This is a genomic window from Legionella qingyii (genome assembly GCF_003184185.1).
On record NZ_QHJG01000017.1, the window covers coordinates 1 to 13580 of the forward strand.

Below are 13580 nucleotides of genomic sequence, written 5' to 3' on the forward strand. Positions count from 1 at the left end.
AGGTTAAGGGTTAAAGTTTTGTGTTCTTGATTAGTGCCCCCTGATTTGGGGAAGAGCCCAAGGATTTCGAAACCGGTACCAAGAGTGGTACCAAAATCTTTTTTTAATTTTAGGGTTCTTCTGGAAACCCTTACTGGGATTGGTCGGGACGGAAGGATTTGAACCTTCGACCACTAGCACCCCATACTGCAAACTATAGATTTAATTGGAATAATATTTTTATACCTTTTCAGTCAAAAAACCTTGATACATAAAGATGTAAAGCATATCATAAATATCAATCGATAACATCCAATAACATTCAAAAACACCATAAAGTACCCAGTGAAGTAACCAGTAAAAGGAACAACATGGTCAGATTTACCGATACCTACATCAAAAACTTAAAATCATCAGACAAGCGTATTGAACTATTTGAAGGAGATGGTTTTGGAATATTTGTATACCCTACTGGTACAAAAACCTGGGTATACCGCTACAAAATAGATGGAAAAAAGGACCACATTACCATTGGTAATTATCCATCAGTTAGTTTAGCAGATGCAAAAAGACAGTTCATGGATTTAAGGGAAATAAAAAGAAGCGGCAGTAACCCTAAAAAGATCATGATTACCCAAAAAGAAGAGCGATTTACTGTCAAAGATCTTGTTACAAATTGGTTCGATAATTACATCAAACGCCACCGAAAATGCCCTGAACAAATAGAGCAATTAATTAAGGCAGATATAATACCAATGCTTGGAAACATAGAGGTTGAGGAACTTAAAACAAAAGATATTACTTGGTCGTTAGATAAAATCGTTAATAGAGGCTCCCCTGTCCATGCCAATAAAGTTCTCAGTGCACTTAAACAAGCGTTTAATTATGCTGTTAGCCGGGGAGAGCTTACGGTCAACCAGGCAGCAAACATCCGTGCCCGTGATATTGGTGGGGTGGAAAAGCCAAGAGAGCGACATCTGACATTAGATGAAATTAAACAGCTCTGGCAATTCTTAAATAATGGCAAGCATGGCGTCTCTTTACAAATCACCAATGCCATTAAAATATTACTACTAACTGGCGTCCGCACCGGCGAACTAAGAATCGCCAAATGGAAAGAGTTTGACTTTGAAAACTCTCTATGGACTATCCCCGCTGCAAACACCAAAACTGGCATCACCATGCGTGTCCATTTAACCGAACCTGTCAAATCCTTATTTCTGGAGCTTTACCATTGCAATATAGGGGATTATGTAATCAGCGGCGCAGACGGTATAAACCCAATCAGCGACAGAGCACTACCCAAAGCAGTCAATCGTTTACAAGAAAGAGTCGGAATCGAAAAATGGACGGCTCACGATCTGCGCCGAACATTTGCAACCCAGCTGGGTGAAACATTAAATATTGATCCCGTTGTCATCGAAAAATGTCTAGGACATAAGATGCCTAAGATTATGGCTACTTATAACAAAAATGAGATGTTACCACAGAGAAAAGACGCCCTGGAGAAATGGTCAGACTATATAATGAACTTAGTTTCTGAAAATGTAGTTCTGTAAAGGGTAGATCGTATTATTTTTTGACAATGTACAACTTTATTGGTACACTTAATTATGATGAAAAGAGTTGAGTTTATAGCTTATGAAGGTGAAGCTTATACCATTGAATGGTATTTTGATGACAAAAAGCATAGTGATGCATTGGAATATTATAACAGCTTAGATAAATCCGAAAAAATTCAGCTGTTAAAATTATTAAAACGAATGGGAGATAATGGAGAGATTAAAGATAAAACAAAATTCAGGAATGAAGGTGATAAAATTTATGCTTTTAAGCCACAACCTGAGCGTTTTTTATGTTTTTTCTATGAGGGTAAGAAAATTGTTATTACCAATGGCTTTTGCAAAAAACAACAAAAGCTACCCACTAACGAAAAAGATAAAGCGATAAACAGTCGAAATGATTATATTAGTCGTGTAGAGCGAGGTAAATATTATGAGTAACAAACCACTATCAACGTTCGAACGAGAAATGCAAGATCCTGCTTTCAAAAAACAGTTTGAAGAAGAATACAAAGAGTTTCTATTGTCTGAAATTATTCGCGAATTAATGGAAACCAGCAAAAAAAGCGTCAGAAAACTAGCCAATGAGTCAGGTCTTTCCACTACAGCCATACAAAACTTGCGATCAGGCGTACAAGAAGATATGAAATTAACAAATTTTCTTAATGTATCTCATGCCTGTGGCTATAATATTGTTTTAGAAAAAAATGGAAAAAAAATCTGTCTTTAATAGTAACATCATAACTCTTCTTTATTACTATGTATTAATCTGCTTAAATAGACTGATCTTTAGCGCTAGATCTAATGCAACCAGGGCCACAAAGCCGGCTCCTGCCCCCAGTTTGAGGTATTACCTTGATCTGGGTACTGATCCGCTCCTTCAAAGCCTGTACGTGCGAAATTACACCAATAAGTTTGCCGTCCTGCTGCAGACTTGAAAGAGTTTCCAATGCAGTATCAAGAGCTTCATCATCAAGCGTGCCAAAGCCCTCATCCAGGAATAGAGAATCCACCCGGACTTTCTTGCTTGCCATATGGGATAAACCAAGTGCCAAGGATAAACTGACGATAAAGCTCTCACCGCCTGATAAATTTTTCGTAGACCTAATTTCACCAGCCTGATAGTTGTCAACTACATTTAGCTCCAGAGGCTGAGCGTCATCATGGAGTAGTAAATAGCGGTCAGTCATTTTTTGCAGTTGTCGATTGGCATGACCAATCATCATTTCAAAGGTCAACCCTTGGGCAAAGTTGCGATACTTCTTGCCATCAGCAGACCCGATCAATTCGTGCAAGTTTCTCCACCGCTGGCACTCTTTTTTCTGGACTTCTATAACCATTTGCTTTTCTTTTATCTGCTCTTTTGCAGCCATATTTTCACTTAGTCTGTGCTTGAAACCTGCAATGATATCCCTTGTCTCTCTCAGTGATTTTTCATAATCCTTGAATTCAGGTTCGAGTTCATCCAGTGGTTTGTCAGTAAATTTTCTAGCCATTTCAGTGGCTAAGCGCGTTTCTCTATCTTTTTGTCTAGCGTTAAGTTCTGTTTGACGTTCATCCAATCTCTTAGCCTGCGCAGCTAGATCATCTCTCTGCACAGGAGACAATCTGGCTTCTATAAACTTTTCTTTATTAGTAAACCCCAGAGAGACATGAGCCGCAGAAAATTCAGTTTCTAATCTTCTTAACTCATGCTCTTGCTGGTCAATGCGTTTTTTCAGGGATTCAATGTAGGACTTTACAGTATTCCATTTTTTCTGGAGTTCATTATGTTGATCTCTAGCTTGTTTTTCAGCACTTTCCGCATCAGAAACAGCCTTATGCAAAAGAAACTCCTCATTATCGGGATTTTTGTCACCATATATCGCTTTTCGTTCTTCCTTTACAGCGATGAAATCCTTGGTCATTACTTCCAAGCGTGATTGCTTTTCAGCCAGGGCTATACTTTGAGTGTCAATGACTCCATCCAGACGACTCATCTCACTTTCGAATGCAGCAATCCGTTTCTCATAATCAGTTCTTTTCGTAGTCTGAGATTGCCATGCATCCAACCGTGCCTGTAAGACCTCCAATATTACCGAAATATTGTCATCAGAGAGCTCCGAAATGCCTAGTGGCAGGAGTTTAGCAGACAAAGTCTCCCTGCGTTCTGTAAAATTGGTATGGAGTTTTTCTAAAGACTCCATTATATTTGCTAGGGTTTTATCTGTTGATTTCTTCTCATTATCTGCTGCTATCTCCTGCTTTTCAGCATCCATCAGATTCTTACGTGCCTCAATCACATTCTCTTCAAGCTTCTTAATAGATATTTCCTGCTCCTCAGCCTTGTTAATAAGCTCAGTCAAAGCTTCGATCTTCTGTTCAGATTTATCTGAAGTAGGAATATTGCCTTCTGCGAATGGGTGCTCTTTTGCACCACATAGTGGGCAAGGTTTGCCATCCTCCAATTTAAGTCGATGTTCTTCAAGTTCCGCTATTTTTGCTAGAAAAGCAATTTCACGTAACAAAGTTTCTTTCTCTATACGGTATTCACGTAACAGTCTACCCCCCAATAACTGACTCAAAGTATCTTTGCCTTGCTGTAGTCTTGTTGAGGCGTCAACTAGCTCCTTCCTCAGAATATTGCATTGATTCTGGCAATCATCAAATGACTTTTTCGCCAATTGCAAGGCAGTTATGGTTTTATCACGGACAATTTCTTTTTCAACAATTTCCTTTTGTTTAGAAATTAGGCTACCTAGCTGTTCTTCAATACCAGCAAGACCGCCGATAAGCCATTCATCTTGGATATGCTCTTTTAAATAACAGTTAATAAGTTCCAGAGCCCTTTGGACTCCAGTACATTTTTCCTGCTCCATTTGTTTGGCTTTTTTATCTTCAGCTATCTTGGTCGCATCTTTCTTACAGTTAACATCAACTTCCAAAACAGCTTTTTCTTGTTCGGCAAGCCGCTGATCTAGGGAACGAATCTTCTGCAATATAGGTGCAGCAGATTTAAATGCTTCTTTGGCTATAACTGTTTTTTGCTCAGCCAATTTCAAGTATTCAGCCTTCTCCTTGGCAGATACTTCTAATTCAGGAAGAATATCTTCTTCCTTCTTCAGTGCTATTTGATCTTCACTCTGTTGTTTTTGAAATGCAGTTAGTGTTGCGTATACACCATCAAGAGATGCTGCTTTTAAACTCTGGGTAAGTTTGTCACGATTCGGTTTGAATGCTTCAAGATCAGTATGCAATATGTTGGATTCATCAACTAGGTTATATAAGTCCCTCTTTAATCCATCTATGGTAGTTAGCCATGAAATATCTTTTCCTATTTTCTCGATCCTGGCGGTAAGTTCTGCTTCTTCTTTTTGTTTTGCCTCGAGTGCCTGCCCTATCTCATTTTCCTGATCAGGTTCCAAAATTACAATTCCTGCTGTTTCAGCCTGAAGAATATCCAGTTTCTCTCGTTCTTCACGTTGACGTTCATGAACACGGATAGATATTTGGCTGTAAACCTCTGTTCCGGTAATTTGTTCCAAGATTGGAGCTCTTTCATTTGGATCAGCCTGTAGAAACGCAGCGAAACCGCCTTGAGCTAACAACATTGATCTGGTGAACCGGTCAAAATCCATGCCGGTAGCTAATTCGATTTGATCAGCTACACCCCTGATCTTGGATTCAAAGATTTCACCAGAATCTGCGTTAGAAATCTCGTGCTTAGGAGGCTGCAGTTCACCATCAGTTTTGTTACGCGCTCTACGTTGACTCCAATGACACCGATATCGACCGGTCTGAGTTTCAAACGACACCTCAGCAAAACATTCACCAGTCTGACGGGACATAATTTCATTTCCACTCTTGCTTATCTTATTCAGGCGAGGCGTCCGTCCATAAAGAGCAAGGCAAATAGCATCAAGAATCGTTGTCTTACCTGCACCAGTGGGTCCGGTAATAGCAAAAATGCCATCGGACGTGAAAGCTGGGTGTGTTAAGTCGATTTTCCATTCACCGACCAGCGAGTTCAGATTTTTAAAACGCACCTGCAATATTCTCATTGGTCGCCTCTTTATTCAGCCTGCACATCGTCTTCATAGAGAGACGAAAGCGTTTCTTGGTAGGTCAGGATCAGTTCCTGTCGTTGATCTTCTGGTATATCATGAACAGATAGACATCGCTCAAACACAACGTTCACATTCAAATCATCCAGTGTATCCTCTTCATGAATTTGTTTCAGCACACGATCTATGATCCGATTGTTTTTTACTCGAAGAATTTCCAATTGTGTGCCTGAAATAATAGTTTCCAAGCGCTCCTGCAGATCACCAATAAGTTCATCGCCTTCGTAAATAACTTCAACCCAGCATTTTGAATCTATTACTTTCAATTCGAGAATGCGATTTGAAATATCAACCCAGTCCCCTTTGACACGCTCAAGTTTCTGAAACACGGGAACATCAATCAGCTGTGTGGATGTTTCATTACTGTGAAATACTACCTGGCAAACACTCTTCTGCTGTTTTGCTTCTCCAAATCCCATAGGCAAAGGAGATCCGCTATAGCGTATAATTTCTGAATTGTTGACCTTCTGCGGTACATGCAGGTGGCCTAGTGCCAAATAATTGAAGCAGGTCGGGAAAATACTAGCCGTTACATGAGCCAGGGATCCAACATAAAGATCTCGCACACCATCACCATCAAAGGTTTGCCCACCGGCCGTAAACAAATGTCCCATGGCTACGATAGGAATATTAACCCCTAGTTCATTGCGCTTCTGTTCAGCCAAGACAGCGACATTAGCATAGTGATTGCGGATACCTTCAATCAGCTTCCGTTCCTTATCTTCTATACTCTCGCCAACTTCCGCCACACGGATATCTTTATCTCGAAGGTATGGCACAGCACAGACAATCACTTCTGGGGTACCCTGCTTATTTCGAAGCACCAACACCTCATCTTCAAGATCCTCAGAGATACTACCAACCACGTGAACATTAAGGACTTTAAGTAACTCCTTGGGTGCATTCAGGAAAGATGGTGAATCGTGGTTGCCTGCGATAACGACCACATGCCGGCAGGATGAGCTGGCAACCCTACATAGAAATCGGTAATAAAGTTCCTGAGCTCGATTACTCGGTGCCGTGGTATCAAATACGTCCCCCGCTATCAGCAAGACATTGATTTCATTATTATGAATCGTCTCAGCAAGCCAAGTTAAAAAAGCATCGAATTCTTCATAACGTTTTCTACCATAAAGGATTCGGCCTAAGTGCCAGTCGGATGTATGGAGGATTCTCATTTAACTTCCTGCAATTTCTTACTGCACTCATCGACGATATATTCAGGTACAAGGTCAAATTGTGTAGGGTCTAGCTGACATATAAATTCGTTCTCAATATGATATGTTTCGTTGATAAATTTTTGAATAATCGAATTTTCAATGTCTATACCAATAAGTCTAAACACTTGTAACTTTTCATATCCGTTTTGGCAGTCATGGTACAAGAATTTTAAACTATTCGTATCTGATATATTTCTGAGCATATTCTCGTAGTCAAATCCAGGTAGATTTTTTCTTATTTCATCAATACCATTAGAAAGCTTGGCAGGATCCATCTCAGGATATTTACCATCTCTACCTAGTGGCTCCCTTGAATCAAGAGGTTTTTTTCTTTTGTGAAACAGATTTGATAAAACCTGATATGCCTCACCATGATCATCCATAATCTCATAATAACGTCTTAGGTATATAAGCTTAATAATATTGTCACAATCTGAGTTGACAGCAGTTTGGCATATTTGAGCAAATGTTTTTATGTCCTTTTCACAGATTGATCGCTCATGCACATGACCACTATTGTATCTGAGATAAGTGGCTGTGACCTGATTGCTAAACTGCTTTTTTACTGATTTAAGCGTGTCAATTATGGGTTCTATGTCATGCGTTAACATCAAAACCGTTTTGCCTTTTAGGCATGATACTCCATCACGTCGGAACAACATTTCTAATATCGCAAACTTTTTATTCTTATCAAAAGACGATATTGGGTCATCCAATATTATCAAATCAGGTGCCTTTGCCAAACATTCATACATGAATAACACAATAGCAAAGGCATTTCTTTCACCGAAACTAAGATGCTGATGCCCACCACTTAGATGTTGACTATGGTCAACATGCAACAGCTTAAGTTGAGATCGCCCATGCTCTCCAGCAATTTCCACTTTATAGCGATAGCCAGCATATGCTAAGAAACTATTGATATCCGCCTGATGCTTTTCAATGAGTTTTTGTATTTCTTTTCGCTGTCTATTGATTTTACCCTGTAATTCCCCAGCTTGTGTTATTAGTACATCTAGCGATGAATTTATTGATGTGATAGTCGCTTGCGTTTTAACTGAGTTAAGGTGAGATAAAAAATGCAAATCTAGTTTATAGGATATTAGCTTCTCTGCAACTTTTTCGCCTTCCTTAAAATGAAAACTTGAAAGGGTTCTCACATCCTCTAGCTTTTGAACCAGAGTATCAATTTGATTCTTGAGCTCGACGATAAAGTTCTCATGCTCTTTTTCAAGGCCCTCTTTTAATGAAGTAATGATTTCTAAGTTTTCTTTCGCATTTACTGAGAAATATTCACCCAGTTTATCAAGAACATCGATTATTCCAACAAGATTCTTTATCACATTTTTATCGTATTCTTGACTTACTCTTCTGATTTGCTCTTTCTTGCCTGTCGAGTCAGTTGAACAAAATGGACAAGCGGTTGATAAAGTTGAATATTCTAAATGGCCTTTGGTTTGCCAATCAATCCAATTGACGCTTTTGGGGCTTTGAATGAATGGCTGATATGGTTCAAGCCCTTGAGGTATGTTCGTTATTTTGTTTCCAACTGATAGTCCCTTCATTCCAGCTGAAGACTTTGAAAGTTGACCTGATGCTGTCAGTTTAAATGCATCGCTTAGCCCCTTAAGATTCGAAATCAACGTTTCTAAATCTGAATTGTTTGTAAATTGCTGCCGGATAGTTTGCACGATACTAGCTATTTCTTGTTCTATCGCCCTATATGCATCCGTTCTAATGAATATGTCGAAGCTATTACTTACTAGTTCTTCCGGCTTAAAGGTAAACTGGTTAACATAATCTTCATTAAAACACATTATATTTCGAATCTTTTCCATGCAGCTTACTATCGGTTGCAGGTTATTAGGATTACTATCCCTATACTTAAAAGGCATCAAGTCAGCTAAAAGATCCTTATCTCCAGCTGAAAAGCATTGTAATGCCTTGGCAATAGTACTTTTCCCAGTTCCATTATGTGCAAATTTGATATTAAGTTTATTCTTAGTAATCGTTATTTTAGCTGAATCGATATTGTTACAGTTTTGAATTTCTACATTCATCTAATTACCTGGTTACATTTTATTAATAAAAGATTACAAACTGATATTAGAATTTTAACCCATCCCCGCATTTTCATTTATGTGTTTAACTAAATCAATCAACCGTCTACTCGTTTTATCATCAAATACCCCTGCTATCCCCAAATTATGAATATTCGTAAATGGCGTTTCAAATAATACCTTAGGCTCCATGGTGCCATTCTGTACAAGAAATTCAATGACCTCATTGAGGAAGGCTATTTGATCAGGCTCTAATGGCACTTTTGATAGAAATTCTGCAAAGGCTTCTTTAGCTGCTTTTCGACTCAAGCCCACAACAGAGCGAACTAATACGCCTAAAGGTTTTTCACCAAAGATTTTTTGATAGTCCTCTTTTGGAATTACGCCACATTCTGAAAAAAGAATATCTTCTAGAGCGGCAATGTCAGTAGGAGTAACTGGTTCATTATTTCTTAATCGCCGAATAGTGATATGATTTTTGTGATCATTGATAAATTTCCGCACTTTCTCTCTATAATCCTTTAAATTAGAATCGCTTTTCACCAAATCATATACTGCAGAACCTTCCCTAATTTCATCGGCAAAATTAGTATAAACGTTGATTAGAACAGTTTCTTTATCTAAAAATCTTGTCAGATCTCGAAGGCATACTCTTACCTGCTCGAGTAAAGGCAAAGAAACATCCGCCCACCATTGTTCAGTTTGCAAATCTAATATTAACTCCATTTGATTTGCGACATTAGGAATGTTTGATTTGTCTTCTAGCCCCTTCGCTATCTCAATGATTTGTGATTTGTATTTCTCTTGTGCTCTGCTATTTTGCAAAATAGCTATCTGAATATTCAAAATCAGTAAATCAAATCGACGGCAAAGCTCATCATCATTGTCTATTGAAGGCAAGCCACTAAGCTTACTTCTAAGTGTATTTATGTCATCTTCTTTCAAAATATCCCATTGGTCTCGCTTGGCATATTTTTCAACATTTGCTCGTTCTTTTCGAACAATAAAATTGTCTATATTCATAGTGGTAACAACTTCATGTAGCTGATTTTTTAGAGTTCCACTAAAACTTTTAAGTGCATCATTAACAATATTTGTATTTTCTAAAGCTGTTATTAGGTCTAATCGACGATTAAATATTTTCTGCTTAACAGACTCTTGAATACTGGAATCATACCCCTCTGGATTAGTATCAAAAAATTCCAGATTCTCACAATAATCAAAAATCACAAATTCCTTTTTATCATTTCCTGGACCGAATAAATCCTCACAGGGTCTAGTGCCACGTCCTATCATTTGCCAGAACTTTGTTCTGGAGCGAACCAGCTTGAAAAAGACTAAGTTCACAACTTCTGGAACATCAATACCGGTATCAAGCATATCCACTGAAACAACGATAAAAGGATCTTTTGTTTTAAGGCTAAACGCATCAATTAAACTTTGTGAGTATTTCACTGAATGATCAATTCGACGGCAAAACTTACCTGCCAGATGCGGATAATTTTCATCAAACTGTTGGACTATAAACTGAGCGTGTGTTTTATTTTTAGCAAAGATAATGGTTTTACCGATTTTATCTCCGCCCTCAACTTTGATTCCATGTTCCATCAAATGCATCAGAACTTTATTGACGGTATCTTTATTAAACAACCATTGATTCAAAGCTGAAGAGCCGATTTCTTCTTTTAGATCGCCCGTTTCCTTATCATAAAACTCCTCCTGCAATTCATACTCTTCTTGTTCTTCAATAGAAAGTTCGTTGTATTTAATTCCTTCTCTTTGGAACTTCAATGGTACCGAAATAGCGCGAGGTGGTACAAGGAAACCGTCTTTGACTGCTTGCTCTAACTCATAAGCATAAGTTGGTTGATGATTATCAAGTTCAAACAATTGATATGTGTTTCTATCAACTTCTCCACGGGGTGTAGCCGTTAATCCAAGTAGCAGTGAGTCAAAATAATCAAAAATGGCACCATATTTTTGATAAACAGACCGATGCGCTTCATCGATAATGATCAAATCAAAATGGTTTACACTAAATGTTTGGCTCTGCTTTTTCTTGGTTCCGTCAATACAATTAAGCATGGTTGGGTAGGTTGAGAATAATATTCGCGCTTCCTCTTGTTTCTTACCCAAGAGATTGGCGAGGCTGACATGAGGAAGATTTTTCTTAAACGCTCGACTAGCTTGAGTTAATAAAGCGGTTCTGTCAGCTAAAAATAATACCTTCCTTACCCAATTAGCCCGCAATAACATATCGACCAAGGCGATGGACAAACGAGTTTTGCCCGTACCAGTTGCCATGACGATTAAACTTTTGCGTTTACGATTATCTCCAAAATGTTGCATGACGCGAGCTGCAGCTTCTATTTGGTAATATCGACCAGCAATCTCTGTCTTAGGCTGCATCAAGTTTAACGATTGACGACTCTTACGCTGATTGATTTTCCATTGTAATTCATCTTTAGTGGCAAAGCCCTGCACTTCTCGTGGAGGATAAAAAGTATCATCCCACATCCATGTCTTATACCCATTAGAAAAATAAATAATCGGACGCTGACCATGATGCTGCTCTAAACAATTAGCATAAAGCTCCGCTTGTCGACTTCCTGTTTGTGGATCTACTTTTGTTTTTTTGGCCTCAACTAATGCAAGTGGTTTGTTATCATCGCCCCAAAGCACATAATCAACATAGCCCGTACCATCATTTTTACCGGAGACCGTAGGCATACAGTTTAAAACTTCGAATTCCTCAGCATTTTTTCCTTTCGGATCCCAACCCGCTTCTCGTAACATGACATCTATCATCAATTCTCGAGTTTGTGACTCCGTGTATTCATTGCTGCTAATCGTTTTCCTATTGGCTTTCTTAACGTCCTGAAGTAATGCTAATTGCTCTTTTATGGCGGCAAGTTCTGCCTCTGTTTGAGTTAGCTTAGCTCGAGCAGCCTCAGCTGCTTTATCTTTTGCTTCTAAGTCAGCTTGAATTTTTTCAATCTCATGTTTGGAAAGTTTAGGTGTATCTTCTTGCGCTTTAGGAAGATAAGTTACTTGGAATTGTTCGGGTTTTGCGCCGCCAGTAGAATAGACCCGCGCCATCCAGCCTAAGAATTGATGAAGTGCAACGGTTGCTTTTAAACCTTCTTGAGGCGAAATATTCTCGTCACCGTGTACTGCGATATTCCCTAATCGGTGAATAAATTTAATATCAAAAAACAAACCTCTTTGGATCATATTCGAAAAGCTTGGCTCATGAATCATAGAGGCTAGATTTAATTCATAGGGTGATTTTATAGTTGAATCATTAGCAAATAACCATTTTAGCGCTAATTCTAATGTTCGGCGTGCATAGATTGCCGCGGCTCTAGGATCACGCAAAGCATAGCTTTCCACAAATTTGGCATCCTGGAGTAAGAAGTCCCAATGCTCAGATAAAAATGAAAAATTGCTCTGCTCCATCCTATTGTATCCTTTATGCTAATTCTGTTTCTGATTGTTTGCTTAATTCACCTCTAAATGCTTTTTGCGTTAATGCATTAAAAAGCTTATCTAATTCATTATATGCCAGGTTATCTTTCTGTAATTTCTTTACTGCTTTTGAAAAGAACTGTGTATACTTCTTTTGTTCAACTATAGGTGGAAGTAAAATTTTAATATTAGATAGTTTAGATTTGCTAACCATCCCTTTCATACTATTAGTTGAAGCATTCTGGATTATTCCTTTATTAAATAAGAGCTGGGCATATAGAAAATAAAGCAATATTTTTTCATTGGGTATGATTGCATTAATTTGTTGATTGAATGCAACCTCTCTATCTGTCATTGCTATATTACCTATGCAGTTTTTACTTCCTGCTATACAAGTTATTAGAATAGAGTTTTTCGGAGCACACCTACCGACCAATTTACCTTCTTTGGAAAGATACTCTTCTGCTTTTGTTAAATAGTGGAATGGGGTATTTATGTTATCTGATTTAATCCATTCAATTTCGGAGCCATAATATTGCTCTTTTTTTCTTGAGGGTGTGTTTCCTGTTATTATTTTTCCTATATCTGAAATATTGACCAACTTAAATCCTTTTGAGTTTGAGACTGGATCACCAAACATATCCAAAAAAACTGAGCGTAAGAGTTGTTCGCTAAGTTCGATGGCTTGTTGGCGTTTACGTCGCACTGCATCCGCCTTATCTAAAATTGCAGCAATACGTTTTTGTTCCTTTAGTGCTGGTAAAGGAACTTCTAACTCTTCAATGTGTAAACGACTTATCTGTTTGAAAGTAGAGCCAGTGCCCTTTTTTTGGAGTTCATCTTTATACGATTGAAGAAAATGCCAAAGATAATTTTTATCAACTTTATCTGGTAGAGGTCTTAGTCCAGCAACTCCTCGTCCCAAACAATATTCGTCATCACTCCAATTTAAATCACCTATAGTTGCCCTTATACATAGAATTAAGTCGCCTACTTGGGATAAGCGCGTAGGTTCTACAGTATGCTTTTTAGGATTTGGAGTACTTATGCCAAAATCGCCAGCACCAGCAATTAATGGATAGCCTTCAGCAACATCATTGTATGAACTACCTTTAGGTGCTTGCCCCATTGAAATATTACATATTTTAGATAACTTAATTTTGGGGATCATCATATCTACCTTTATCT

Annotated in this window: 8 protein-coding genes; 3 read left to right on the forward strand and 5 right to left on the reverse strand. The window is 38.3% G+C overall.

Annotation, left to right across the window (positions count from 1 at the left end; translation table 11 throughout):
- Positions 1-350: 350 nt before the first annotated feature.
- From DGG96_RS11175 to DGG96_RS11185, 3 genes are read left to right on the forward strand one after another with little or no spacing between them, the layout of a single operon-like run.
- Positions 351-1538: a tyrosine-type recombinase/integrase gene (locus DGG96_RS11175; protein WP_110142741.1), complete on the forward strand. Its 1188-nt coding sequence runs from the start codon at positions 351-353 to the stop codon at positions 1536-1538.
- 54 nt (positions 1539-1592) lie between these two features.
- On the forward strand, positions 1593-1982 hold the full coding sequence (locus DGG96_RS11180) for a type II toxin-antitoxin system RelE/ParE family toxin (RefSeq protein WP_110142742.1): 390 nt from the start codon (positions 1593-1595) through the stop codon (positions 1980-1982).
- Positions 1975-2271, forward strand: a complete 297-nt coding sequence (locus DGG96_RS11185) for a hypothetical protein (protein WP_110142743.1) — start codon at positions 1975-1977, stop codon at positions 2269-2271. The genes DGG96_RS11180 and DGG96_RS11185 overlap by 8 nt, the downstream gene beginning before the upstream one ends.
- Positions 2272-2314: 43 nt before the next feature.
- Here the strand turns inward: DGG96_RS11185 and DGG96_RS11190 are convergent, their stop codons facing one another.
- Genes DGG96_RS11190 through DGG96_RS11210 form a run of 5 tightly spaced genes read right to left on the reverse strand, consistent with a single transcriptional unit; the run spans position 2315 to position 13566 of the window.
- Positions 2315-5581: an AAA family ATPase gene (locus DGG96_RS11190; RefSeq protein WP_110142744.1), complete on the reverse strand. Its 3267-nt coding sequence runs from the start codon at positions 5579-5581 to the stop codon at positions 2315-2317.
- An 11-nt stretch (positions 5582-5592) separates the two neighbouring features.
- Positions 5593-6822 carry an exonuclease SbcCD subunit D C-terminal domain-containing protein gene (locus tag DGG96_RS11195; protein ID WP_110142745.1) on the reverse strand — a complete coding sequence of 410 codons (1230 nt, stop codon included), beginning with the start codon at positions 6820-6822 and terminating at the stop codon, positions 5593-5595.
- A complete protein-coding gene (locus tag DGG96_RS11200; RefSeq protein WP_110142746.1) occupies positions 6819-8924 on the reverse strand; it encodes an AAA family ATPase in 2106 nt (701 codons plus the stop codon). Before DGG96_RS11200 ends, DGG96_RS11195 begins: the two co-directional genes overlap by 4 nt.
- Positions 8925-8978: 54 nt before the next feature.
- Positions 8979-12383: a DEAD/DEAH box helicase family protein gene (locus DGG96_RS11205; RefSeq protein ID WP_110142747.1), complete on the reverse strand. Its 3405-nt coding sequence runs from the start codon at positions 12381-12383 to the stop codon at positions 8979-8981.
- Between the two features lie 13 nt (positions 12384-12396).
- On the reverse strand, positions 12397-13566 hold the full coding sequence (locus DGG96_RS11210) for a restriction endonuclease subunit S (RefSeq protein ID WP_158618880.1): 1170 nt from the start codon (positions 13564-13566) through the stop codon (positions 12397-12399).
- Positions 13567-13580 lie beyond the last annotated feature (14 nt).